The organism is Citrobacter sp. Cpo090, assembly GCF_030332665.1.
Taxonomy (GTDB): domain Bacteria; phylum Pseudomonadota; class Gammaproteobacteria; order Enterobacterales; family Enterobacteriaceae; genus Citrobacter; species Citrobacter portucalensis.
In genome coordinates, this window is the sequence record NZ_JAOWHK010000029.1 from 12,324 (window position 1) to 35,778 (window position 23,455).

At 53.7% G+C, this 23,455-nt stretch carries 23 protein-coding genes; 4 read left to right on the top strand and 19 right to left on the bottom strand.

Annotated features, from left to right (window positions below; genetic code table 11):
* Positions 1–2 precede the first annotated feature (2 nt).
* The 13 genes from phnM to OGY83_RS12685 form a co-directional block, all read right to left on the bottom strand.
* Complete coding sequence (phnM, locus tag OGY83_RS12625) at positions 3–1,139, bottom strand: alpha-D-ribose 1-methylphosphonate 5-triphosphate diphosphatase (protein ID WP_286635993.1); 1,137 nt, start codon at positions 1,137–1,139, stop codon at positions 3–5.
* Complete coding sequence (gene phnL, locus OGY83_RS12630) at positions 1,136–1,822, bottom strand: phosphonate C-P lyase system protein PhnL (protein ID WP_003826708.1); 687 nt, start codon at positions 1,820–1,822, stop codon at positions 1,136–1,138. Before phnL ends, phnM begins: the two co-directional genes overlap by 4 nt.
* Before the next feature lie 121 nt (positions 1,823–1,943).
* Entirely contained in the window at positions 1,944–2,702 is a 759-nt protein-coding gene (gene phnK / locus OGY83_RS12635) for a phosphonate C-P lyase system protein PhnK (RefSeq protein WP_003826710.1), read from the bottom strand.
* Positions 2,699–3,490: an alpha-D-ribose 1-methylphosphonate 5-phosphate C-P-lyase PhnJ gene (gene phnJ, locus OGY83_RS12640; RefSeq protein ID WP_049259807.1), complete on the bottom strand. Its 792-nt coding sequence runs from the start codon at positions 3,488–3,490 to the stop codon at positions 2,699–2,701. Before phnJ ends, phnK begins: the two co-directional genes overlap by 4 nt.
* A 46-nt stretch (positions 3,491–3,536) precedes the next feature.
* Positions 3,537–4,604, bottom strand: coding sequence for a carbon-phosphorus lyase complex subunit (locus OGY83_RS12645; protein ID WP_003844770.1), 1,068 nt, complete (start codon positions 4,602–4,604; stop codon positions 3,537–3,539).
* Positions 4,604–5,188, bottom strand: a complete 585-nt coding sequence (phnH, locus tag OGY83_RS12650) for a phosphonate C-P lyase system protein PhnH (protein WP_123269097.1) — start codon at positions 5,186–5,188, stop codon at positions 4,604–4,606. Before phnH ends, OGY83_RS12645 begins: the two co-directional genes overlap by 1 nt.
* Complete coding sequence (gene phnG, locus OGY83_RS12655) at positions 5,185–5,637, bottom strand: phosphonate C-P lyase system protein PhnG (RefSeq protein WP_123269096.1); 453 nt, start codon at positions 5,635–5,637, stop codon at positions 5,185–5,187. The genes phnH and phnG overlap by 4 nt, the downstream gene beginning before the upstream one ends.
* Positions 5,638–6,363: a phosphonate metabolism transcriptional regulator PhnF gene (gene phnF / locus OGY83_RS12660; protein ID WP_003826721.1), complete on the bottom strand. Its 726-nt coding sequence runs from the start codon at positions 6,361–6,363 to the stop codon at positions 5,638–5,640. It lies immediately after the preceding gene.
* Positions 6,364–6,383: 20 nt separating this feature from the next.
* The gene (phnE, locus tag OGY83_RS12665) at positions 6,384–7,163 is read right to left on the bottom strand and encodes a phosphonate ABC transporter, permease protein PhnE (RefSeq protein WP_016155398.1); all 780 of its coding nucleotides are present in this window, start codon (positions 7,161–7,163) and stop codon (positions 6,384–6,386) included.
* 133 nt (positions 7,164–7,296) lie between these two features.
* The gene (gene phnD / locus OGY83_RS12670; RefSeq protein ID WP_079939002.1) at positions 7,297–8,313 is read right to left on the bottom strand and encodes a phosphonate ABC transporter substrate-binding protein; all 1,017 of its coding nucleotides are present in this window, start codon (positions 8,311–8,313) and stop codon (positions 7,297–7,299) included.
* 23 nt (positions 8,314–8,336) lie between these two features.
* Positions 8,337–9,125, bottom strand: a complete 789-nt coding sequence (gene phnC / locus OGY83_RS12675) for a phosphonate ABC transporter ATP-binding protein (RefSeq protein WP_286635994.1) — start codon at positions 9,123–9,125, stop codon at positions 8,337–8,339.
* 132 nt (positions 9,126–9,257) lie between these two features.
* Entirely contained in the window at positions 9,258–9,707 is a 450-nt protein-coding gene (yjdN, locus tag OGY83_RS12680; protein WP_286635995.1) for a VOC family metalloprotein YjdN, read from the bottom strand.
* A gap of 139 nt (positions 9,708–9,846) precedes the next feature.
* Positions 9,847–10,182 (bottom strand): zinc ribbon domain-containing protein YjdM, encoded by a 336-nt coding sequence (locus OGY83_RS12685; protein WP_003031835.1) that lies wholly within the window; start codon positions 10,180–10,182, stop codon positions 9,847–9,849.
* 540 nt (positions 10,183–10,722) lie between these two features.
* Between OGY83_RS12685 and crfC the strand changes: the two genes are divergently transcribed.
* Positions 10,723–13,080, top strand: a complete 2,358-nt coding sequence (gene crfC, locus OGY83_RS12690) for a clamp-binding protein CrfC (protein WP_286635996.1) — start codon at positions 10,723–10,725, stop codon at positions 13,078–13,080.
* Positions 13,077–13,970, top strand: coding sequence for a diguanylate cyclase regulator RdcB family protein (locus OGY83_RS12695; protein WP_286635997.1), 894 nt, complete (start codon positions 13,077–13,079; stop codon positions 13,968–13,970). Before crfC ends, OGY83_RS12695 begins: the two co-directional genes overlap by 4 nt.
* A gap of 30 nt (positions 13,971–14,000) precedes the next feature.
* On the opposite strand, the gene kdgT is transcribed toward OGY83_RS12695, so the two are convergent.
* Positions 14,001–14,999, bottom strand: a complete 999-nt coding sequence (gene kdgT / locus OGY83_RS12700) for a 2-keto-3-deoxygluconate transporter (RefSeq protein ID WP_079935045.1) — start codon at positions 14,997–14,999, stop codon at positions 14,001–14,003.
* A gap of 699 nt (positions 15,000–15,698) precedes the next feature.
* Here kdgT and proP point away from each other — a divergent pair.
* Positions 15,699–17,201: a glycine betaine/L-proline transporter ProP gene (gene proP / locus OGY83_RS12705; protein ID WP_286635998.1), complete on the top strand. Its 1,503-nt coding sequence runs from the start codon at positions 15,699–15,701 to the stop codon at positions 17,199–17,201.
* Positions 17,202–17,350: 149 nt separating this feature from the next.
* Positions 17,351–17,440, top strand: a complete 90-nt coding sequence (pmrR, locus tag OGY83_RS12710; protein WP_286635999.1) for an LpxT activity modulator PmrR — start codon at positions 17,351–17,353, stop codon at positions 17,438–17,440.
* Here pmrR and pmrB read toward each other — a convergent pair.
* The 5 genes from pmrB to OGY83_RS12735 form a co-directional block, all read right to left on the bottom strand.
* The gene (pmrB, locus tag OGY83_RS12715) at positions 17,434–18,507 is read right to left on the bottom strand and encodes a two-component system sensor histidine kinase PmrB (protein ID WP_286636003.1); all 1,074 of its coding nucleotides are present in this window, start codon (positions 18,505–18,507) and stop codon (positions 17,434–17,436) included. The two genes, pmrR and pmrB, sit on opposite strands and share 7 nt — an antisense overlap.
* A 9-nt stretch (positions 18,508–18,516) precedes the next feature.
* On the bottom strand, positions 18,517–19,185 hold the full coding sequence (gene pmrA, locus OGY83_RS12720; RefSeq protein WP_286636000.1) for a two-component system response regulator PmrA: 669 nt from the start codon (positions 19,183–19,185) through the stop codon (positions 18,517–18,519).
* Between the two features lie 4 nt (positions 19,186–19,189).
* On the bottom strand, positions 19,190–20,827 hold the full coding sequence (gene eptA, locus OGY83_RS12725) for a phosphoethanolamine transferase EptA (protein ID WP_286636001.1): 1,638 nt from the start codon (positions 20,825–20,827) through the stop codon (positions 19,190–19,192).
* Positions 20,828–20,973: 146 nt separating this feature from the next.
* Positions 20,974–22,311 (bottom strand): arginine/agmatine antiporter, encoded by a 1,338-nt coding sequence (gene adiC, locus OGY83_RS12730; RefSeq protein ID WP_003031853.1) that lies wholly within the window; start codon positions 22,309–22,311, stop codon positions 20,974–20,976.
* 127 nt (positions 22,312–22,438) lie between these two features.
* A complete protein-coding gene (locus tag OGY83_RS12735; protein WP_079939012.1) occupies positions 22,439–23,200 on the bottom strand; it encodes an AraC family transcriptional regulator in 762 nt (253 codons plus the stop codon).
* Between the last annotated feature and the right edge of the window lie 255 nt (positions 23,201–23,455).

The following is a 23,455-nucleotide window of genomic DNA, read 5'->3' on the forward strand; positions in this document are numbered from 1 at the left end:
AGTCAGAATACCCTTTTGCCCTGACGCCAGACGTGGTCGATATGGATGTTGCCGCCTTTGCGGTGTGCCAGCACCAGATCCGCGCGTTTGCCTTCGGCAACAACGCCACGATCGTCGAGATTTAATGCCCCCGCCGGATTGCGGGTCACCAGACGAATGGCCTGCGGTAGCGTAAAGCGGTTGGCGTCGTCGTCCGCCACGCGAAACGCCGCATCGAGCAGGCTGGCGGGGTAGTAGTCGGAGGAGAGAATATCCAGCAGCCCCAGCTCAGCCAGCTTATGCGCCGCCACGTTGCCGGAGTGAGAACCGCCGCGCACGATGTTGGGCGCGCCCATCAGCACGTTCATACCATGCTGGCGCGAGGCTTCAGCCGCTTCGAAGGTGGTGGGGAATTCGGCGATCACGCTGCCAAGCTGGTGCGATTCCAGCACATGATCGTGGGTGGCATCATCGTGGCTCGCCAGCGCAATCTGGCGCTCACGGCACATCTGGGCAATCGCCGTGCGATTGGGCTGTGACCAACGCGCCGCCAGTGCTAACTGTTCTTCTTCGTAGCGGGCCATCTGCTCGTCGGTGAGCGAATACTTGCCCTGATAATACTCGCGGTACTTCTCGCGATTGGCGAACTGACGCTGGCCTGGCGAGTGATCCATTAGCGATACCAGCGTCACCGGCTCGCGGCTGACCAGTTTTTCAAACAGCGGCAGGGTAGTGTGATGCGGCAGTTCGCAACGCAAATGCAGGCGGTGCTCGGCGCGATTGACCCCGCGCTTCTGCGTCTCTTCGATCGCATTGATCATCTTCTCCAGATTTTCCAGACGGTCGCCGCCGTCGCGCACATCGCCAATCGCCACCGCGTCCAGCACGGTGGTAATGCCGCTGGCCACCATTAGGGCGTCGTGGCTGCTCATCGCCGAATGCGCAGGCCAGTCTACCTTCGGGCGCGGGGTGAAGAATTTGTCGAGATTGTCAGTATGCAGCTCAATGAGTCCTGGCAGCAGCCAGCCGCCTTCGCCGTCCAGCGCCTCTGGTAGGCTGCTCGGACTTTCAGCAAAAGCGCGAATGATCCCGCCCTCGATTTCCAGCGATCCTTGCACCACTTCATCTTCCAGTACCAGCTTTACATTATTGATAATCATGCTGTTGTTCCCATCAGATGCAGACGATCCGCTACGCGGTCGCGCACGGTTTGATCGTGAAAAATACCGACAATTGCCGCGCCGCGGGCTTTCGCTTCTTCAATCAATGCGACGACGGCGGCGCTGTTTTTGGCGTCCAGTGAGGCGGTGGGCTCATCGAGCAGCAGAATCGGGTAATCGACGATAAAGCCGCGGGCGATGTTGACGCGCTGCTGTTCGCCGCCGGAAAAGGTCGACGGCGCCAGATGCCACAGCCGCTCCGGCACGTTCAGGCGGGTAAGCAGGTTAGCCGCTTTGGCTGCACACTCCTCGCGAGATACACCGAGATCCAGCAGCGGTTGCATCACCACATCCAGCGCGGAAATCCTGGGGATCACGCGCAGAAACTGACTCACCCAGCCGATGGTTGAACGGCGAACTTCCAGCACTTTGCGCGCTGGGGCCTGCACCAGATCGACCCATTCATCGCTGTGGCGGATGTGGATGTGTCCTTCATCCGGCAGGTAGTTGGCGTACAGCGAACGCAGTAACGTGGATTTGCCGCTGCCCGAGTGACCGTGAAGCACCACGCATTCGCCGCTTTTAACGTCCAGAGTGGCGTTTTGCAGCACCGGCAGACGCACCCCGTTTTGCTGATGCAGGACAAAGGTTTTACTGACATTTTCAACGCGGATCGCGTTCATTTTTAGCCTCTTTAGACATTTTTGCGTTCGATTGCCTGATGGCGCTTCGCTTATCAGGCCTACAACCAATGCCGCTCTGTAGGCCGGATAAGGCGCAGCCGCCATCCGGCACAACAAAACATCAGTTCTGCAACACCGACGACACCAGCAACTGGGTATACGGATGGTGCGGATCGTCGAGCACGCGGTCGGTTAACCCACTTTCCACCACCTGACCCTGCTTCATCACCAGCAAACGGTCGGCCAGCAGGCGTGCGACGCCCAAATCGTGGGTGACAATCACTACCGCCAGATCCAGTTCCACCACCAGGCCGCGCAGCAGGTCCAGCAGTTTCGCCTGTACCGAAACGTCCAGCCCGCCGGTAGGTTCGTCCATAAACACCAGCTTGGGATGGGTGACGAGGTTGCGGGCGATCTGCAGGCGCTGCTGCATGCCGCCGGAAAAGGTGGTCGGCAGGTCGTCGATACGCGAGGCAGGGATCTCTACCTCCTCCAGCCAGCGCTGCGCGGTGGCGCGGATATCGCCGTAGTGACGCGCGCCGGTGGCCATCAGACGTTCGCCAATATTGCCGCCTGCGGAGACCTGACGGCGCAGGCCATCCAGCGGATGCTGATGTACCACGCCCCATTCGGTGCGCAGCAGGCGGCGACGGTCGGCCTCGTTCATGCCGTACAGCGAACGGTTCTGATACAAAATCTCACCGTTCTGCGGCGTTAGCCGTGAAGAGATCGATTTCAGCAGCGTGGTTTTGCCGGAACCGGACTCGCCGACAATACCCAGCACTTCGCCTGGCCACAGGTCAAAAGAGACGTCGCTGAAGCCTTTGCCCGGCGCGTAAAGATGGGTCAGGTTGTTGACTGAAAGCAGCGGTTGCGTCATTTGCTGAGGGCCTCGCTCTGTTGGCGGCAGTAGTCGGTGTCGGAGCAGACAAACATGCGTTTGCCGGTGTCATCGAGCACCACTTCATCGAGATAGCTGTGGGTTGAGCCGCAGATGGCGCAAGGCTCATCCCAGCTCTGCACGGTAAACGGGTGATCGTCGAAATCGAGGCTTTCCACGCGGGTGTAAGGTGGAACAGCATAGATACGCTTTTCGCGGCCAGCGCCAAACAGTTGCAGGGCCGGCATCATGTCCATCTTCGGATTGTCGAATTTCGGGATGGGCGACGGGTCCATGACGTAGCGGTCATTGACCTTCACCGGATAGGCGTAAGTGGTGGCGATATGGCCGAAGCGGGCGATATCTTCATACAGTTTCACCTGCATGATGCCGTACTCTTCCAGCGCATGCATGGTGCGAGTTTCCGTTTCGCGCGGTTCGATAAAGCGCAGCGGCTCGGGGATCGGTACCTGGAAGATAATGATTTGATCTTCCACCAGCGGCGTTTCCGGGATGCGGTGGCGGGTCTGGATCAGCGTCGCATCTTCCGTACGCTCAGTGGTATTCACTCCGGTCACACGCTTGAAGAAATTACGAATCGACACGGCGTTAGTGGTGTCGTCCGCGCCCTGGTCAATCACCTTCAGCACGTCCGGCTCGCCAATCACGCTGGCGGTAAGCTGAATACCGCCGGTTCCCCAGCCGTAGGGCATCGGCATTTCACGTCCGCCAAACGGGACCTGGTAACCGGGGATCGCCACTGCTTTCAAAATTGCGCGGCGGATCATGCGTTTGGTCTGCTCATCAAGATAGGCAAAGTTGTAGCCGGAGAGGTTAGTGGTCACGGGTGGCCTCCTGTTGCAGGCGTTTGAGCAGTTCCAGTTCGGCCTGGAAATCGACGTAATGGGGAAGTTTGAGGTGCGAAACAAAACCCGCCGCCTCGACGTTATCCGCATGCGCCAGCACGAACTCTTCGTCCTGCGCCGGTCCCGTGACCGTTTCATCGTATTCGGCTGCCTGTAGAGCGCGGTCCACCAGCGCCATCGCCATCGCTTTACGTTCGCTCATGCCGAACACCAGCCCGTAGCCGCGGGTAAAATGGGGAGATTCGTTTTCTGGCGCGACAAACCCGTTGACCATTTCACATTCGGTCATCAGCAGTTCGCCGACGTTCACCGCAAATCCCAGCTCTTCCGGGACGGTTTCCAGTGCCACATAGCCGCTGCGGATTTCGGCGGCAAACGGGTGATTGCGCCCGTAGCCGCGCTGGGTGGAGTAGGCCAGCGCCAGCAGATAGCCTTCGTCGCCGCGCATCAGCTGCTGCAGACGTGAAGCGCGTGAGCAGGGGTAAACCGGCGGCGTGCGGGTGATGTCGTCGGGTGTCGCGCCATCATCCTCTTCACGCTTTGCCAGCCCCTGGTTGGCCAGCAGGGAAAAGACGTGCGGGGAGGCATCCTGCGCGCCGTCTGCGCTGCGCAGGGGCGGCGTTTCGCCATTAGCCAGCAGAGTAAAATCCAGCAGGCGATGGGTGTAGTCATAGGTTGGACCCAACAGCTGCCCGCCGGGAATATCTTTGTAGACTGCGGAAATTCGGCGCTCAAGGCGCATTTCTGCACTGTTAACCGGTTCACTGACCGCCACTTTTGCCAGCGTAGTGCGGTAGGCGCGGAGCAAAAAGATGGCTTCGACGTTATCGCCGCTGGCCTGCTTCAGCGCCAGCGCCGCCAGCTCGCGGTCGGCGATGCCGCCTTCAGTCATTACCCGGTCAACGGCCAGGTTCATCTGCTGTTCGATTTGCGCCACGCTCAGTTCAGCAATGGTCTCATCGCCCCGGCGTCGGTTTTCCTGCAGGGCGTGGGCGTTGGCTATCGCCTTTTCGCCCCCTTTGACGGCGACGTACATCAGCACACCTCCACATGGGTGGTTCGCGGAATAGCCAGCAGGCGTTCGCCGCAGGTGAGGATCAGATCGACCCCCAGCGGGAACGGGTGCGGGCGTTCGGTGAGTTCGTGAATCAGGCATTCCGGCAGCTGTGGCGCGATCATGCGCTCTTCGGCGATACCCGCGCCGGTCAGACGCAGCATGCGTCCGCCGCTTAAGCCAGAGACCTGTACAATCAGCGTGGCGCTGCTCTCTGGCGCGACGGCGGAACCGGCGGAGAGGGCGTTAAGCTGTTCGCTGCTGATGCGCTCGTCGGCGACGGCAAAGGCTGCCAGCTGCGGCTGATCCACCAGCGGCGCGTTGGTGTGAAAACGCAGGTTCTGGCGGGCGATATCGTTATCCATCGACGGAGCCAGCCAGACCGGCGTGTCGCCATCGACCAGGGTCAGCAGCACGCTGGTGGTTGCCAGGCCCAGCGGCTGCCAGCCGTGTTTCAGTTGATGCAGGGCGACGATTACGCCCGGCTCGCTCATGGCTTTCAGCAGGCGACGAAAGCTCTGCTGAGCATCCTGAACGGGTAAATTAAAAGCGGTCTGTAAGGTCATGCGTTATCTCCGCGTACCAGCGTGAAGAAGTCGACCCGGCTGGCGTTGACTTCGGCACGGCGTGCGTTAATCAGCGCATCGCGTTCCGCTTCCAGCGGGGCAATTAAGGTTTCCATTAGGTTCTGGAAATGCGTTTGTTCCTGCAGCAGTGCGTCAATCACTGCACACTGCTCGGCATGTTGTTTGTTGCGTCCCAGCAGGTAGCTGTAACCCAGCGTGCCGCTCTTCAGGCGTACCACAGCGCGGGTAAGCGTGGTGTCACCGGCAAAGAAGCGGTTACCGGTACCGCCCATACGGGCCTGGATCTGCATCAGTCCGCTTTCCGGGGCGCGGATAAGTTCATAGTCCGGCGTCAGTTTGAGCGCGTTGATGCGGGCGTTCAGGGCATCGGCATTGCTGTAAGCCAGCGCGCGCATCCAGCGCTGGCGGGTGGCGGTATCGAAATGCATTCAGTGCTCCATAGTGAATTCGATCATGTCGGCGCGGGTCAGGCTGACGGAGTATTCCGCCGCGTGTTCTTCGCCTTCACGGTGGTTCAGGGTGCGCACGCACAACAGCGGCGCCATATTGGGGATTTCCAGCACCTTGCTCTCTTTGGCCTGCGCGCGGCGGGCGCTGATGCGCGTTTGCGTGCGTAGCAGCGTCAGACCAGACTGTTCGCGCAGGTAGTCATGCAACGAACCGCTGTTGAAACCTTGCAACAGCGGCCACAGCGAGAGGTCGGAAAAATAGTGGTCGATCTGGCACAGTGCGATCCCGTTAACCCGGCGCAGGGTACGCAGGTGAATCACGTTATCGCCCTCGTTTATGCTGAGCGCATCGGCAATGTGGCTGGAAGCCGGACGCAGCACCGCCAGCAGTTTTTCGCTGGTGGGATGGCTGCCCTGGTCCAGCAGATTCTGACTAAAGCGCGCCTGGGCATTAAGCGGGTAATCGAACGGGCGCATCAGCACCAGCACGCCGACGCCCTGACGACGCTGAACCCAACCGCGTTCAACCAACTGGTCAATGGCGCGGCGCAGGGTGTGGCGGTTTACCTCGAAGCGCGCGGCAAGTTGATGCTCGGCGGGCAGATAGTCACCGCAGCGATAATGTTGACGTAGCTCCTGCTCAAGTCTCGCGGCAATTTCCTGATAACGCGTTGGATAACTGGTCGGATGTGTAGACAAGTGCATAGCAATCAATGCCTCGCTAATCAGATAAAGTGCTTACGCAAACGCTGGGAAAGAAAATCCAGCAGGCTGACGGTGACGATGATTAACACCATCAGGGCGCAGGTTTGCTGGAACTGAAAGCCGCGAATCGCTTCCCATAAGGTCACGCCAATACCGCCTGCGCCCACCATTCCGACCACCGTGGCCGAGCGAACGTTGGATTCAAAGCGATACAGTGAGTAGGAGATAAGCAGCGGCATGACCTGTGGCAGAACGCCGTACAGAATCTCTTCAATTTTGTTGGCCCCGGTGGCGCGAATGCCTTCTACCGGACCCGGCTCAATGGCTTCTACCGCTTCGGAAAGCAGTTTGGAGAGCACCCCGGTAGTGTGGATAAACAGCGCCATCACCCCGGCGAAGGGACCTAACCCGACGGCGACCACGAACAGCATGGCGAACACCATTTCATTGATGGCGCGGCAGGCGTCCATCAGGCGACGCATCGGCTGGTAAATCCACCACGGCACCAGGTTATCGGCGCACATCAGGCCGAAGGGAATCGATAGCACAACGGCGAGGGCAGTCCCCCAGACGGCAATTTGCAGGGTGACGGCCATTTCACCGAGATAGTCCTGCCACTGGCTGAAGTCCGGTGGGAAGAAGTCGGCGGCGAAGGTCGCCATATTGCCGGAATCCTGGATCAGCGTGAGCGGGGCCATTTCGGCACCTTTCCACGAGACCACCAGTACGGCGAGCAGAATGGCCCAGCTCAGCAGCGAGAACCAGCTACGTTTGGGCGGGGCGACGGTGATGGTTTGCATGTTTAGCTCCTGGGTGTCGATGTTTCGGGTCTGTTGTAGGCCGGATAAGGTGCTGGCACCGCCATCCGGCATGGAATCCCTTGCATTGCCTGATGGCGCTGCGCTTATCAGGCCTACAATTTGGGCACCAGGTTTACTGCACTGCTTTGGTGACGCTGGTCATAGCGCCCAGCGCGGCGGTCAGACGATCAAGGTCATCGAGTTGTGCTTTCAGCGCCGAGGTTTTGCTGGTTTTCTCTTCCTCGTTCAGCCCTTTGTTATCCTTCACACCCTGCATCTCTTTAAACAGTGCCAGCTGGCGAATCGGCACCAGTTGCAGATCGCTTGAGGCGCGGAACGGTGCCCATCCCAGGCGTTCCAGTACGGTTTTCTGTTCCGGCGTTTTGCCGTAATTCATAAAGAAGTCGTACACCTTGTCCTTGGTGGTTTCGGAGAGGTTTTTACGCCAGACGATCGGATCGCCCGGGATCAGCGGTGACTTCCAGATCACCTTCAGCTCTTTCAGTTTTTCCGGCGCGGAAGTTTTCAGCTTGTCGAGGTTTTCGGTGTTGTTGGTGGCGACATCGACCTGCTTGTTGGCGACGGCCAGCGCGTTGGTTTCATGTCCGGCGTTAACGGTGCGTTTGAAGTCGCTGGCGGAGATGTTGTTTTTGGCGAAGACGTAGTAGCCGGGGACGAGGAAGCCTGACGTAGAGTTGGGATCGCCGTTGCCGAAGGTCAGATCCTTACGTTTGGCGATCAGATCGTTCAGGTTATTGATCGGACTGTCTTTGTTAACGATCAACACGCTCCAGTAACCCGGGGATCCGTCGGCGGCGACGGTTTGGGCAAACACTTGCCCGTTGGCGCGATCCACCGCTTCCATTGCCGAGAGGTTGCCGTACCAGGCGATATCAACTTTGTTAAAGCGCATTCCCTGGATGATCCCGGCGTAGTCCGGGGCGAAGAAGGCGTTCACTTTCACGCCCAGTGATTTTTCCATGTCCTTCAGGAACGGTTCCCACTGCGGTTTCAGGTTTTGCTGTGATTCGGTCGAAATAATGCCAAAGTTCAGCGCTTTTTCCTGCTCTTCGGCATGGGCCGGGGTGAGCAGTGTGCTGAGACTAAACATGCTGGTGAAAGCCAGCGCGGCAACTGTTCTATAACTCATTTCCATTCCTCATTGTGGGGATGTCAGGCAGCCTGCGCGCTCTGTTCGACGCGGTTCATGCTGCGGTAGAGATGGTCAAAACGATCGTTATCAAAATGCTGGCTGCTGCCATCAAAGAAGACGTTGCCCTGGCGCAGCGCGACGATGCGTTCGCAGTAGCGCAGGGCGTAATCCACCTGATGCAGCGTGACGACCACGGTGATGCCGTCGGTCTGGTTTATGTCGCGTAGGGTGTCCATCACGATGCGTGCGGATTCCGGGTCCAGCGAGGCTATCGGCTCGTCGGCGAGGATCACTTTGGCCTGCTGCATCAGCGCGCGGGCAATTGCAACGCGTTGCTGCTGACCGCCCGAAAGCGTGGAAACGCGCTGGTATGCAAAGTGCGCCATGCCCACGCGGGTCAGAGCCTGTAATGCACGCTGTTTTTGTTCCTGGCTAAACCAGCTAAAACAGGTACGCCAGAACGGCGTGCTGCCGAGCGCGCCAATCAGGACGTTCTCCAGCACCGTCAGGCGGTTCACCAGATTGAATTGCTGGAAGATGTAGCCGGTGTGGGCGCGGCTTTTGCGGATATCGCGCGCCAGGCGGCCTTCATGTTGAACGGTGCGGCCCAGCAGCTCGACATGGCTACCGGGTGATTTATCACCGGTGATCAAACCGCTTAAATGACGTAAAAGGGTGGATTTGCCGGAGCCAGACGGCCCAAGCAGAGCCACCATCTCACCGGAACAGATGTTCAGATCAACCGCATTGAGCGCCTGATGTTGATTGAAGGACTTGGAGAGTTTTTCGACGCGAATAATCGTTTGCATGATGCGGCCTCCCTAAAAAAGTGGCCCCATCGTGGCGGATCAATGTGACGTTTTCGTTAAGGGATGGTTACTCGATGATGAAGAGTTGAGCGCTATTTGATGACAGCACGGGAGGACTGGCCTCCCGTTGGATTACTCTGTAGGGGGTTGCTGTTGTTTGACGACGTTGATCATCCACGGCACGCCATACTGGTCGCTCACTTTACCGAAACCGTGGGCCCAGAAGGTTTCCTGCCAGTCCATTTCGATTTTTCCGTTTGCCGCCAGGTTATCAAACCAGCGTTTGCCTTCGTCGACGTTTTGCGTGTCGAGCACCAGCGTAAAGCCTGAGTAGCGGGCATTTCCGTCCGGGGCGCTATCGCTCATCATGATGTCACTGCCCGCAATGCGCAGGTTGGCGTGGGCGATGGCGGTGTCGGGGAATTTCATGCCTGAAGGGCAACCATCTTCGCTGTCCTGCGCCGATTTTGGCATTTCACCGAAGTTGATTTTGTAGAGTAGCTCAGCGCCTAACGTTTTTTGATAGTAGGCGATAGCGTCAGCGCAGTTGCCTGCAAAGGAGATATAGGGACTTAACGGCATAATCTTTACCTCAGGTAAAAGAAGCCAGTTAAGTGTAGTTAGCGTCTGCAAAAATAAGCCAGGCGGGAAGTATGAGCTTCCCGCCTGGCAGATGAGCTGGTGTTGACCTGATTAGCGTCACGCTATCAGGCAATTGGCATCAGTTCTTTTTCACAAACTCAGATTTCAGCTTCATTGGGCCAAAGCCATCGATTTTGCAATCGATGTTGTGGTCGCCTTCAACCAGACGAATGTTTTTCACTTTGGTACCAATCTTCAGCATGGAAGAGCTACCTTTTACCTTCAGGTCTTTCACGACGGTAACGCTGTCGCCGTCGGCCAGCAGGTTGCCGTTGGCATCTTTAACGATCAGTTCGTCGCTGTCCTGCGCCGGTTCAGCATCGTTCCATTCGTGAGCGCATTCCGGGCAGATGAACATGCCGTTATCTTCGTAAGTGTATTCGGAGTTGCATTGTGGGCAGTGTGGTAATGACATGTGGATTTCCTCAAAAGTCAGCAGGGGCAAATGCGCCCAAAAAATGGCAGATTGCCGAAAAAGGCCGCAATTATACATAAAATCCCTGCTTTTGTCGGGACTACTGCGTGATTACACAAAATGATCTGCTGTAAAGACCCTCTGCTTTCACCTCAATGAAAGTATGGCGGAATATTTTTTAAGGGAAATTGCTACGCTTAGATATTTAAGATAAGGTTAGGCGAAATATCTGATATTCATAGGTAACATTGCTTACTGATGCCTAAGTCATTGTGATTGAATATCATCGCCCCCCTTAATTTTAGTAGGGGAATTAAGCTGGCATTTTTTAAAACTGAACTACGCTGTTTATCTTTCTTACTTATTACATAAGTGAGAGGCATCAGGCCAGCAGTTATACGCCAAATTTATTTTAATAATATCAATTGGTTGTTTTGATTTTAATTATTTCCACACGTAATTATAAAAGCCAAAAAATCTATAAATAAAACGATTGGGCTAAATAAAAGCAATGCCATTTGCGTTAAGGAAAGATTTTCCATGCACACACAGACAATATATGAATTAAGTCAGGAAGCGGAACGCTTGCTGATGCTCTCGCTTGAACATCTCAGGCAATTGCAAAAATTGCCTATGACGTCGTTAGATGATGTCGCGCTAAAAAAAGGAGAGCATAGCAGTCAGGTTGTTCAGCCCCTGCATTTCAGCGCGCGTGGCATGGATGTCCAGCAAGCAACGCTCAATAATGAGCTTCGCAAGATTACGCGTCTGGAAATGGTGCTGGCGATTGTTGGCACGATGAAAGCGGGAAAATCGACGACGATTAACGCCATTGTAGGGACAGAAGTTTTACCTAATCGTAATCGCCCCATGACGGCGTTACCAACGCTAATACGCCATACGCCGGGGCAGAAAGAGCCGGTCCTGCATTTTTCACATGTCGCGCCGATTGATGCCTTAATGAAGGTTTTACAGCAGCGCGTGCGCGAGTGCGATCGCCTGCGTCTTACGCAGACGCTGGAAATTGACAAGGATATGAATGTCCTGCTGCAGCATATTGAAAACGGCGTGGCATTTGAACGGTATTATCTTGGCGCACAGCCTATTTTCCATTGCCTTAAAAGCCTGAACGACCTGGTGCGCCTGTCAAAAGCATTGGACGTTGATTTTCCTTTTGCTGCCTATGCCGCGATTGAGCATATTCCGGTTATTGAGGTTGAGTTTGTCCATTTGGCCGGACAGGCAAGCTATCCAGGGCAATTAACGCTATTGGATACGCCGGGGCCGAACGAGGCGGGACAACCGCACTTACAAAAAATGCTCAATGAACAGCTGGTACGGGCCTCTGCGGTGCTGGCGGTGTTGGATTACACCCAACTGAAATCGATTTCCGATGAGGAAGTGCGTCAGGCGATCATGGCGGTCGGCAAGTCAGTACCGCTGTATGCGCTGGTGAACAAGTTCGATCAGAAAGACCGCAACAGTGACGATGAAGAGCAGGTGCGGGCGTTGATTTCCGGCACGTTGATGCAAGGCGGAATCGCCCCTGAGAGAATTTATCCGGTTTCCTCAATGTGGGGCTATCTGGCAAACAGGGCGCGTCATGAGCTGACGACGCACGGGCGACTGCCGGATCATCAGGAGCAACGTTGGGTGCAGGATTTTGCCGAAGCGGCGCTTGGCAGGCGCTGGCGCACCACCGATCTTGACGATACGGAACACATCCGTCATGCCGCCGACCTGTTGTGGGAAGACTCGCTGTTTGAACAGCCGATCCAGAAAGTGATTCACGCCGCTTATGCCAATGCTTCGCTGTATGCGCTTCGCTCAGCGTCACATAAGTTATTGAACTATGCACAAAGCGTGCACGAATATCTGGAATTTCGTGCCCACGGGTTAACGGTCGCCTATGACAAACTGCGGCTGAACATCACGCATATTGAAGAGGATATGCAGCAGTTAGAAGTGAGCCAGGGGCGGGTGAGCGATGAAGTCAGCCATGAAGTAGAACTGGCGCTGGAGGCTGCTGCAACCTATCTCAGTGAGCAACAAACCGAGATTCTTTGCGGCATAAATACGTTCTTTGTCAAAGAAAACGTCCTGATGATGTCTCAACACGGTCTGGGGACTGCTGTGAATACGGCAGAAATGGCCGGAGAGATGTTAGTGCTGCATGATGAAGGGCAGGCGAAAATTGTATTAGATAAAATTCGCTCGTCCTGTGAGGGGGTATTGCTGGCGGCGCAGGAAAGTATCAGCCGGGACTTAGCCCTGCGTTTTGAACAGCTTGAGTCGACGCTCTCCCGGGCGCTAAATGATGCGATGCGGCCAATTGAGCAAAGGGTGAAAGAGGAGCTAAACCACGCCGGTTTTCGTGCGCGGATCCGTTTTCCCGCGTTCCATACGGCGATGTTTAATTTCAATACCCGCCAATTGTTTAACGAGGCCATTGAGCAGGATATTCCGGCAGAAAATGCGCCGTCTACTGGCGGTGTGGTGCGTGACACTTTCTCTCGTTGGCTAAATCAACCCAACTGGGGATGGAATGATTACGTCGAAACAAAAACGCGTTATCTCATAGATATGGGCGCATTGCATAAGAATCTTGTGCAGTACGTCTCCCAGTTTTGCCAACAAATTCGTAAAGCTTTAGCTGCCCAGGTCGATATTTCCGTTACGGCTGGCATGGCCACATTTTTTGCTGATTTCTCTCTGTGCCTGGCGCAATTGCAGGCGAGTCTGAGTGAGAGTCTGACGCTACGCCAACAAAATGAATCCGCGGTAAATGCAATGAATGAGCAATTGCAGCAGCGCATTACGATTGCGGCATGGCTTTATGAAGATTCCCGTTTGCTGCGTGATGATATCAATACCCTTTTTGCAACCGAGCACACATGACTAACGTTTTACTGGAAGGCCCCGGGAGGACGCTGGAGTGTGTCTACCCGAAGTTTATGGTCGATCTGGTTCAGGGAGATGAAACCAAACGTTCCGGCGGTTTTCTGCAACAGCAGCAGCGGCTGCGCGCGCGTCTGACGCAGGAAGTGTTATCCCAAACGCAACTGCGTGCGTGGGTGATGGCGGGAGTGTCCAGCGAACATCTGGTGATGCGCCTTAAGCTGGTGGAGAAGCTGGCAGGCATGATTGATCCGGGTCATCTGGCGCTGGTACGGATCGTTGAAGGGCTGAAGTTTTTGCAACAAACCGAACACCCGCGTGGACTTTCAACTCCCGGTCTTTTACAGCAAATAAATTCACTAACTGACTGGTTTACCCAACGCGCTGCGTATAAAGAGAAGGCGCTGACCCAGCGCGGCCTGACGGTTCAGGCGGGCGAGCATAGCGAACAAATTTTTACCCGCTGGCGGGCTGGCGCGTATGACGGCTGGTCGTTACCAGGACGCTGTTTTGTCGCGCTGGAAGAGCTACGTTGGGGAGCTTTTGGTGATGCCTGCCGGTTAGCGAATGCCGATGTGGTGTTAATGCTAAAAGACAACCTGCGAACCATGGCTGCTCAGATGTTGGCGGACAGCGTGAATGCTGCGCCTGCTACGCGTCATTACTATCATCATTGGCTCAGCGCGCCAGCTGTCGGTGGATCGGGCGAGTATAACGATATGCTGAGCTGGCTGGGGAGCTGGTGCGATGCGCAGCGTCATCCGGTGAGCTGGTCGGTGACGCAGCGTTGGCAAAATGTGGCGCTGGGAATGCCGCGATTGTGTTCGGCAAAACGGCTGGTCGATGCGATGGTTGAGGAGATTTTTGCACCGACCCTGCTCGTCAATTGAGCAGGGCTGGTGAGTAGGATAAAGACAGGTTTAGTGGTGCAGAGAGTCTGCCGGGGTGGCCACCGCTTCGTTGGCGACCCGGTTTTTATTAAAACGTTTGGCGTACAGCGCGGTGATAATCGGCACCAGGATGGCGGTGACAATTACGCTGGCGGCAACCAGCGCCGTAGCGGATGCGGCAACCGGTTCGAACGCCGGGTTAATCTGGGCGATAATCACCGGGTTTGCTACCGCAGCGCCTGCTGCTGAAGAGGCTGCGACGCCTGCCGTACCGTTCCCGCCACCGATAACACGGTCAGCAATAATCAGCGGGATACCGGTGATGACGATCACCGCGACACCCAGCAGGATACCCAGCAGACCGGTATCAACGATCACGCTCAGGTTAATGGTGTTACCCAACGCGAAGCCGAAGAACGGGATCAGTACCGGTGTGGCTTTGCTGAAGAAAGAACGCAGGTCGTGATCCAGGTTGCCTAATGTAAAACCAATCAGGAACGGTAATACCGCACCGATGAAATGGTGTGGCTCGAAGGAGGCCAGGCCCGCGGAGCCGAGGATCACCATGGTCATTAACGGACCGGATTCCAGAGACATCAACACAAATGCGCCGGACTCTTCTTTCGTGCCGTACTGGTTCATCAGGCTGGCGTACAAACCGCCGTTGGTCATGTCCATTGCGGAGACAATTGCCAAAACTGAGAGGCCTGCAAAGAACCCGGTTTGAATACCGGTATCAGGAATAAATGAAGCAGCAATCATTGCCACTACCCACGCCACGGCTATTTTTGTTATTACCAGCGTACCGGACTTGCGTAATACCGTACCAGTAGCCCGTAAATCAATAGATGCGCCGATACAAAAAAACCACACTGCCAGAATCGGTACCGTTCCGCTGATCATTCCTTTTGTAAACGAACCGAAATACGCACCGGTATCCGGAGCTAACGTATTTAACACTGCGCCTAATAACAGAGGAATCAACATCATTCCGCCGGGGATGCGTTCAATCGTGGCTTTAATTTTCATAAACGTCCTCATGTCTTGTCGCTTCTAAAACTCGCGCAAGAGGGTAAAAATTAATAAATTCAAATAGTTACTTTTGTTTCTTAACAAAGAAAATCGCTATCTCTTTGTTTTATAAAATCTAACGCGGCATACGTTGAGCGTGTTGCTGCTCCCAGGGATATTGCGTCTGGAATTAGTTTGCATTCATGGGAACATTGATTCAATCAAAATAAAACGATGTTTTAGTTATCTTCATCACATATTCCGAGCAAAAGTTCCCGGTCGCTCTGATTATTAAAAAAGCTGTGATCTTTTTGTGAAGGGATTAGGTGTTTTTTTTGCTAGCAGAATAATAGTGACCGCTGTGATTGTTGGTGTAATAAAGCGATTTATTCTTGTATTTAATTGTCAGTAAATCGCAAGCATTACATGTAAAAAAGCTGACTAAGAATGACCTAATTTACGCATGTTGACGAAATTAAAAGTTATATGTGAAGTTGATCACAAATTTAAACGCTGTTAGGGTAAAGAGGTCATTAACCGCCCAATCAGGCGTCAACAGGTTCGGTTGTACTGCGTGTTTCTCGTCAGTGTAAGTAAACCTGCTACGCTTGTTACAGGGAATGCGCCTGTGCGTTCCCCGCTCGGTGATGACCTTGACGCATGGGCGTTGGGGGACTCGAACTGGAGCGTGACAGGGCTAAGTCTAAGAGGACGAGTATGCTAAAAAGGAAAAAAATAAAACCAATAACGCTGCGCGACGTTACCATCATTGATGACGGTAAATTGCGAAAAGCCATTACCGCAGCGTCGTTAGGTAATGCGATGGAGTGGTTTGATTTTGGTGTTTATGGGTTTGTTGCTTACGCATTAGGTAAAGTGTTCTTCCCGGGGGCTGACCCCAGCGTGCAGATGGTTGCCGCACTCGCTACTTTCTCCGTTCCCTTTCTGATTCGACCGCTTGGCGGATTGTTCTTCGGTATGCTCGGCGATAAATACGGCCGTCAGAAGATACTCGCTATCACCATTGTGATTATGTCGATCAGTACCTTCTGTATCGGTCTTATTCCCTCGTATGCCTCAATTGGTATCTGGGCGCCGATTCTGCTGTTGCTGTGTAAGATGGCGCAGGGGTTCTCGGTCGGCGGAGAGTATACCGGGGCATCGATTTTTGTCGCAGAGTACTCGCCAGACCGTAAGCGCGGATTTATGGGCAGTTGGCTGGACTTCGGCTCGATTGCCGGGTTTGTGCTGGGTGCGGGCGTGGTGGTCCTGATCTCAACTATCGTCGGCGAGGATAACTTCCTTGAGTGGGGCTGGCGTATTCCGTTCTTCCTGGCGCTGCCGTTAGGGCTGATTGGTCTTTACCTGCGCCATGCGCTGGAAGAGACTCCGGCGTTCCAGCAGCACGTGGATAAACTGGAGCAGGGCGATCGTCAGGGTCTGCAGGAAGGTCCTAAGGTCTCGTTTAAAGAGATTGCGACTAAGCACTGGCGCAGCCTGTTGGCATGTGTTGGTCTGGTGATTGCCACCAACGTCACCTACTACATGCTGCTCACCTATATGCCGAGCTATCTGTCGCATAACCTGCATTACTCTGAAGACCACGGCGTGTTGATTATTATCGCCATCATGATTGGTATGCTGTTTGTGCAGCCGATTATGGGTTTGCTCAGCGACCGTTTCGGGCGTCGTCCGTTTGTGATCATGGGCAGTATTGCGCTGTTTGTGCTGGCAATTCCGGCATTTATTCTGATTAACAGTAACGTTATCGGCCTGATTTTCGCCGGGTTGCTGATGTTGGCGGTGATCCTCAACTGCTTTACCGGGGTGATGGCGTCAACGTTACCGGCGATGTTCCCAACGCATATTCGCTACAGTGCGCTGGCCGCCGCGTTTAATATTTCGGTATTAATCGCCGGTCTGACTCCGACATTGGCCGCATGGCTGGTGGAAAGCTCGCAGAATCTGATGATGCCTGCTTATTATCTGATGGTGATTGCGGTAATAGGTTTGATTACCGGTGTGACCATGAAAGAGACGGCTAATCAGCCGCTGAAAGGCGCGACACCTGCCGCTTCGGATATTCAGGAAGCGAAAGAGATCCTCGGCGAACACTACGATAACATTGAACAGAAAATCGAAGATATCGATCAGGAAATTGCTGAGCTACAGGTTAAGCGTACGCGTCTGGTGCAGCAGCATCCGCGTATTGATGAGTAATTGTGTTATTGCCTGATGGCACTACGTTTATCAGGCCTACGGGCAGCTCTGTGCTCAGTAGGCCGGATAAAGCGTCTTATGATATCGGCTTAAGGTTGGCTTAATCTGTGTCAGGCAAACTCTCCTCCATAGTTTCGGAGGAGAGTGTCATGAAAACCCGTATTTATGAAAGTTTGACCACCGTGTGCAGTGTGCTGATCGTCAGCAGCTTTTTGTATGTGTGGGTGAACTCTTACTGATCTTGCGCCAATTCCACCCATGCGCGAGTGCCGCTAGCTCCCTGGCGATTTTGCAGATAGAAATGCCCTTGATGTAACTGGGTGATACGACTGACAATGCTCAGCCCCAGTCCAATTCCGCCAAAGCGGCTGTCCATACGCACAAACGCTTTGCTCAACTCCCCGCATTTACTTTCATCAATGCCCGGCCCTTCATCTTCGACGGCCAGGACGGCATCATGCTCGGTATTCAGGCTAATCGTAATATGGGTGCCTTCCGGGCTGTAACGATGTGCGTTTTCCACCAGATTTCGTAGCAGCATCCGCAACAGCGTAGCATCGCCACGCACGACAACGTCCGCCATGCTTTGTGGCAGGAGCAGCGTCTGTTTACGTTGGTCCAGCATGGTGCTGAGTTCATCGTAGGAGGGCAGAATAACGTCCTCCAGCAGTTTGACGCGCTGGTAACTCCCGGCCGAAAACGACTGTCCGACGCGGGCGAGTTGCAGCAGCTGCGATACGCTGTCCATCATTTGATCAAGGCGGGCAATTAGCGGCGAAACGTCGACCTTATGGGTTTTGGACAGTAATTCCAGATGCAGGCGAACGCCTGACAGCGGTGTACGGAGTTCGTGGGCGACATCGGCGGTAAATAAGCGTTCGTTTTCAATAGTACTGGTCAGCCGCGTCACCAGCTCGTTGAGCGCTGAGACAACGGCCTGGATCTCAACGGTGGAGCTGTGAATTTCAATTGGAGCCAGGTTATCGGCTGCTCGCGCTTCTAACTCTTTTTGCAGATCTGCCAACGGGCGGGTTATTCGTCGCACCGCCTGATAGCAAATTAGCAGCGCCAGACTGACCATAAAGATGCCGGGGACGATCAGACTGGCGATGGCCTCGCGGATCTCATGCATGATGTGGCGATCGTTATTACGATTTTCGCGTAGCGCCTGTTCGAATAACTGTATTTGTTCGGTACTTTCGTGCCACAACCAGAAGGTGCTAATCAACTGAAAGACCAGCAGAATAAGACCAATCGTCAACATCAGGCGATGACGAAGCGGAAGCGGTTGTTTTAGATATTGCAGCAGCTTCACTTAGCTTTCCTCAGTGGCAACCAGCATATAGCCAAATCCCCTGACCGTGCGGATGCGTGATTTCCCGACTTTATCGCGCAGATTATGTATGTGCACTTCCAGCGTATTGGTCGACGGTTCGTTATCCCAGCTGTAGATGTCGTTATACAAAATTTCCCGGTGTACCGGGCTGCCTGCTTTGAGCATCAGGCGTGACAGGAGCGCGTATTCTTTCGGCGTTAAGATAATCTCTTGTCCGTCCATCCACACCTGGCGACGACCGATGTTCAGCGTCAGATTGCTGACAATTAATTCACTTTCACCCTGATTGTTGTGACGACGCAGCAGCGCCCGGATGCGGGCGTGCAGTTCTTCCAGCGCGAAAGGTTTGACCAGATAGTCATCGGCGCCCACGTCCAGTCCGCTGACCCGGTCTTTCACCGTGTCGCGGGCGGTGAGAATAAGCACCGGTACGGTGTATTTTTTCTGCCTGATCCGCTTCAAAAAATGCAGGCCGTCTTCATCCGGTAAACCCAGGTCCAGAACCACCAGACTGTAATGTCCGGTCTCCAGACACTGCTCCGCTGCGCGGGCCGTTGATACGCCGTCGCAGGCATAGCCTTCTGTTTGCGCGGCGAGTATCAGTCCCTGTAATAACAACGTATCGTCTTCAACAATCAGGATTTTCATTCGTTTAGCCTCCCCGGCAGGGTTGCAGAATATCATCCGCCGCCTGATATTTCTGTGTTTGTACGCCCGTTAATCCCAGCAGGGTCGAGAAGAGATTATCCTGCGAGAAATCCTCTGAGTTTGCCCGTTTTTGCAAACATGTCTGAGAGACCTGATAGCGTTGCTGATAATCCTCGGAGAGCCACAGCAGCATCGGCACATGTTTTTGCGTATCTGGTGCAATCGAATACGGCAGGCCGTGCAAATAGACGCCATTTTCCCCTAAGGATTCGCCGTGATCGGAAAGATAGACCAGGCTGGTGGTGAAATTATCCTGGTGCTCTTTCAGTATATTGATTGCTTTATCAACAATATAGTCAACGTAAAGAATGGTGTTGTCGTAAGTATTAACCAGCTGTTGCTGCGAACAGGTCTGGATTTCGTTGGTATCGCAGGTTGGCGTAAATTTCTTAAACTGCGCAGGATAGCGGTTGTAATAGGTCGGACCGTGGCTGCCGATGGTATGCAATACAATCACGCCGTCGCCTTTCAGATTATTAATGTACTCTTCCAGTCCGTGGAACAGGACTTCATCGTAGCATTCACCGTCAATACACTGCCCTGGCAGGTTCAGCTTAGTCATATTCTGGTGTGGAACCCGGTCACATGCCCCTTTGCAGCCACCGTCGTTATCGTTCCACAGAACGTTAATTCCTGCCCGTTGAATAATGTCGAGCACGCCTTCCTGATGCTGCGCCAGTTCCTCGTCGTAGTGCGCGCGCGGCATATCCGAGAACATACAGGGCACCGATACTGCCGTTGCCGTTCCGCAGGATGTCGTGCGGGGGAAATAGACTACATCATCTTTTTCCAGCAGTGGGTTGGTCTGGCGCGAATAGCCGGATAGCGAGAAGTTATCGCCGCGTGAGGTCTCGCCGAGAACCACAATCGTCAGGTTCTTACGCTTTTCTTTCACCATCAACGGATTGCGATGTGCATCTTCGCCAATGCGTACCAGCGGCAGGTGGGCCAGTCGCTGGTGTGAATACCAGGATGAGGTCGCCACAATGCTGTTGGATGGGCTGAGGGATTTCACCAGTTCTTTGTTGTTGCGAAACAGCGAGGCGTAATCTTTATAGAAGAACGCAGCGACCAGCACGATCAGCAGCGCGGAGATCAGAATGTTCGCGCCACGAAACAGTATGCTGCGCATGACTGGCGCGATCGGTTTGATTTTTACCCAGCAGGCAATAAGCGCGGCCAGAATGCCACTCACCCCGAGCGTGATGAGCAGCTGTGGTGTCAGCAAAGCAAAGGTTTCGGCGGGGGTGGTGTCCATCATATTGGCGATCATCGAGCGGTCGATGATGATGCCGTAGGTCATGATGAAATATTGGGCCGATGCGCCAACCAGAATGAAAATGCACGCCACCAGGCGATTAAGCCACAGGAATGAGGCCAGCGTCAGCACGATGTTCATGACGCTGAACGCGACCACCGGCATTGATAAAAATACCAGCACGTTACGCACAGAGTCCAGAGGCAGGTCTTGCAGCACTTGTTTATAGAACGCAATGTTCAGGAAGGTCGCAAGATAAAATGAGATCAGCAGAAGCCAGCTGATTAGCCCGAGAGTGGGCCTTTTAAACAAGAGCTTTAACATTAAGGGAGTTCCATCGACTATGTGGCGCAAATCCTCTCAAAGTAAAATTAAGCCAACCTTAAGTTCTTAATGTTGATTTTTTGAAGCGCGGTAGGAGAACGTTGACCCGATGAACTTACGCCATCGGGCCACGACGATTGTTGGCGTTAGTTATTGTTTACCGGAGCATCCAGTGGATACGGATTTTTATGGATCCGGTTGTAGTTCAGTGCGTACAGCGCGGTGATGATCATCAGCGTGACGAACGACCACATAACTTCTTTGGCACCGGAACCGACAACCGCCCAGATACAGTAGACAAAGGCGATAAAGGTCACCAGTAAGTACATCGGACGCGCTTTGCCGAAGTGTCCGTGACCGAGCAGCAGCAGCGCGGCGCAGGTGTAAAGATACGGCACCAGGGTGAAGATAACGGAGACCGAAGAGACCAGACCAAACTCTTTCGCTGCGTTCGGCGACATGCTGCTGAACTGGAAGATAGTCATCAGGATGCCGACGATAATTAACCCGGCTACTGGCGTACCGGCTTTGTTCACGCGGGCAAAAATAGGTGGGAACAGGCCGTCATCGGCTGCGGCTTTGGCGGTTTGCCCGGCAAGCAGCGTCCAGCCGCCCAGAGAACCAAGACACCCGGCCGCAGCGCAGAAGGAGACAATTGCCCCGGCGGTGTCACCCAGCGCCATACGTGCGGCATCACCGAACGGAGAGGCTGAAACACGCAGTGCCGCGTTAGGGATCATACCCATAATTGCCGTGGTGGAGAGCACATAGCACACGGCGGCAATCAGCACACCGCCCATGGTGGCGATAGGCACGTTACGTTTGGGATTTTTAACCACGCCAGCCGCGACGGAGGCGCTTTCTACCCCGATAAATGACCATAAGGTAACATTCAGAGTGCTTTGAATCGCGCCGAAGGTGTTCATCCCGCTGACGTTCCAGGCCGCCATATAGGTTTCACCGCGGAACCAGAACCAGCCGAAGACGGCAATCCCGACAATTGGCACCAGTGCCAGTACCGTTGCGACGGCCTGCACGCGGGTGATCATTTTCGGTCCGACAATGTTCAGTAATACGAATATCCACAGCACTACGACGCAGGTCAGCGTCAGGACCAGCGGATCTTTTAAGATGGGGAAGAAGTAGCTCAGGTAACCGACGCCAATGACCACCATGGCGATGTTACCAATCCAGCAGGCCAGCCAGTACAGCACGTTGGTCTGGTAGCCCAAAAAAGGACCGAAGCAGCGGCGGGCATAAGCATAAGAACCACCGGGACTGGAGTCTAAGGACGACATTTTGGCGTACACCATCGACAGTGCCAGAGCACCGATAATCGTGACCAACCATCCGTAGATTGCAATCCCGCCAGTTGACGCAAGGTTTGCGGGTAGCAGGAATACACCGGAACCCATAATATTCCCCGACACCATAAGGGTGACGGGGATTAAGCCCACTTTGTGAGCATCAGCATCCGTCGACATATTTTTTAACTCCTGATAAGGATAAATGACGCCTTATCATACCTCGTCAAAAGTCTGTTTAATGATGACGGAGCTGGGGTATCGCTAATGCTGATATTATTATGGCTTATCGCTGACTGATTAAAAATCAGGCGGCAGATGGCTCCCTATGTTGACTAACATAATGCAGAGGCGTCATCCCATAGAACTCTTTGAATACGGAGATAAAGTATGAGGTACTGTTATATCCACACAGTTGAGAGACCTGAGAAATGTTTTTGCCGTCCATCAGTAATTGATTGACGGCATATCGCATGCGACATGTGGTAATTATTTGGCTGTAACTTGTATTTTCACTTTTGAGCTTTTTCTTTAACAAACTGGGACTCAGGCATAAGCAACTGGCAACCATGCTTAAATTCCAGTCTTTATGTATATCGCTCTCAATAATGTGATAAACGCTGTCGCTGACACAGTTGCGCAGCATATACATGAGCAAAGAAATAAACTTTTTGCTGTCGAGAAAGCGGGATAACACCGTGAACAGTAGCGAGCGCGTACGCTCTCTTTCAGCTTCGTTCACTGTGTCCATTACGCTATGTTGGGCTGCCACCCTGAAGACATCCGGCGTCAGACACGCTGCGGTCATCACTGGGCTGGCACTGCGTTGCCAGAGTGGGATCTGTGAAAGGTCTTTATTTAAAAATCGCAGATAATCTTTAATGATATCGCGGTTGATATGTACGACCAATGCGTTATTAAGTGATGAGAAATCGATAATATTATTATCGCATGCCACCAGTGCCATATGATTAGCTTTTAAACTGATGGCTTCTTTACCGTTAATCCTTAACCAAACATCCTTCTCCGTTAATACAACAACACAAGCTTCTTTGCTGCAAAGCCTCATACCCAACTCCAGGAATATGAACATAAAACACCGTAGCTCAACATCAGATGAGCCAAATCGGCAAAATTGAAATTGTATGATGAAACCAGGACTGCAATAAAATAACGTGTCTGAAATTAATTACAATGTTTGGTGGGGTTTTTCTTATGTACACATTTTTGTACGCAAGTGGAAAGGTGCTATTTGCGTATAAAAAAAGCGCGGGGTGGTCCCGCGCAAAAAGGTATGACAATGTTATTGTTTTGCAGCAATACT

What these genes read in the sequence shown, in the direction of transcription:
- phnM (WP_286635993.1), bottom strand. Translation starts at nt 1,139, where the DNA reads ATGATTATCAATAATGTAAAGCTGGTACTGGAAGATGAAGTGGTGCAA.
- phnL (WP_003826708.1), bottom strand. Translation starts at nt 1,822, where the DNA reads ATGAACGCGATCCGCGTTGAAAATGTCAGTAAAACCTTTGTCCTGCAT.
- phnK (WP_003826710.1), bottom strand. Translation starts at nt 2,702, where the DNA reads ATGACGCAACCGCTGCTTTCAGTCAACAACCTGACCCATCTTTACGCG.
- phnJ (WP_049259807.1), bottom strand. Translation starts at nt 3,490, where the DNA reads ATGATCCGCCGCGCAATTTTGAAAGCAGTGGCGATCCCCGGTTACCAG.
- OGY83_RS12645 (WP_003844770.1), bottom strand. Translation starts at nt 4,604, where the DNA reads ATGTACGTCGCCGTCAAAGGGGGCGAAAAGGCGATAGCCAACGCCCAC.
- phnH (WP_123269097.1), bottom strand. Translation starts at nt 5,188, where the DNA reads ATGACCTTACAGACCGCTTTTAATTTACCCGTTCAGGATGCTCAGCAG.
- phnG (WP_123269096.1), bottom strand. Translation starts at nt 5,637, where the DNA reads ATGCATTTCGATACCGCCACCCGCCAGCGCTGGATGCGCGCGCTGGCT.
- phnF (WP_003826721.1), bottom strand. Translation starts at nt 6,363, where the DNA reads ATGCACTTGTCTACACATCCGACCAGTTATCCAACGCGTTATCAGGAA.
- phnE (WP_016155398.1), bottom strand. Translation starts at nt 7,163, where the DNA reads ATGCAAACCATCACCGTCGCCCCGCCCAAACGTAGCTGGTTCTCGCTG.
- phnD (WP_079939002.1), bottom strand. Translation starts at nt 8,313, where the DNA reads ATGAGTTATAGAACAGTTGCCGCGCTGGCTTTCACCAGCATGTTTAGT.
- phnC (WP_286635994.1), bottom strand. Translation starts at nt 9,125, where the DNA reads ATGCAAACGATTATTCGCGTCGAAAAACTCTCCAAGTCCTTCAATCAA.
- yjdN (WP_286635995.1), bottom strand. Translation starts at nt 9,707, where the DNA reads ATGCCGTTAAGTCCCTATATCTCCTTTGCAGGCAACTGCGCTGACGCT.
- OGY83_RS12685 (WP_003031835.1), bottom strand. Translation starts at nt 10,182, where the DNA reads ATGTCATTACCACACTGCCCACAATGCAACTCCGAATACACTTACGAA.
- crfC (WP_286635996.1), top strand. Translation starts at nt 10,723, where the DNA reads ATGCACACACAGACAATATATGAATTAAGTCAGGAAGCGGAACGCTTG.
- OGY83_RS12695 (WP_286635997.1), top strand. Translation starts at nt 13,077, where the DNA reads ATGACTAACGTTTTACTGGAAGGCCCCGGGAGGACGCTGGAGTGTGTC.
- kdgT (WP_079935045.1), bottom strand. Translation starts at nt 14,999, where the DNA reads ATGAAAATTAAAGCCACGATTGAACGCATCCCCGGCGGAATGATGTTG.
- proP (WP_286635998.1), top strand. Translation starts at nt 15,699, where the DNA reads ATGCTAAAAAGGAAAAAAATAAAACCAATAACGCTGCGCGACGTTACC.
- pmrR (WP_286635999.1), top strand. Translation starts at nt 17,351, where the DNA reads ATGAAAACCCGTATTTATGAAAGTTTGACCACCGTGTGCAGTGTGCTG.
- pmrA (WP_286636000.1), bottom strand. Translation starts at nt 19,185, where the DNA reads ATGAAAATCCTGATTGTTGAAGACGATACGTTGTTATTACAGGGACTG.
- eptA (WP_286636001.1), bottom strand. Translation starts at nt 20,827, where the DNA reads ATGTTAAAGCTCTTGTTTAAAAGGCCCACTCTCGGGCTAATCAGCTGG.
- adiC (WP_003031853.1), bottom strand. Translation starts at nt 22,311, where the DNA reads ATGTCGACGGATGCTGATGCTCACAAAGTGGGCTTAATCCCCGTCACC.
- OGY83_RS12735 (WP_079939012.1), bottom strand. Translation starts at nt 23,200, where the DNA reads ATGAGGCTTTGCAGCAAAGAAGCTTGTGTTGTTGTATTAACGGAGAAG.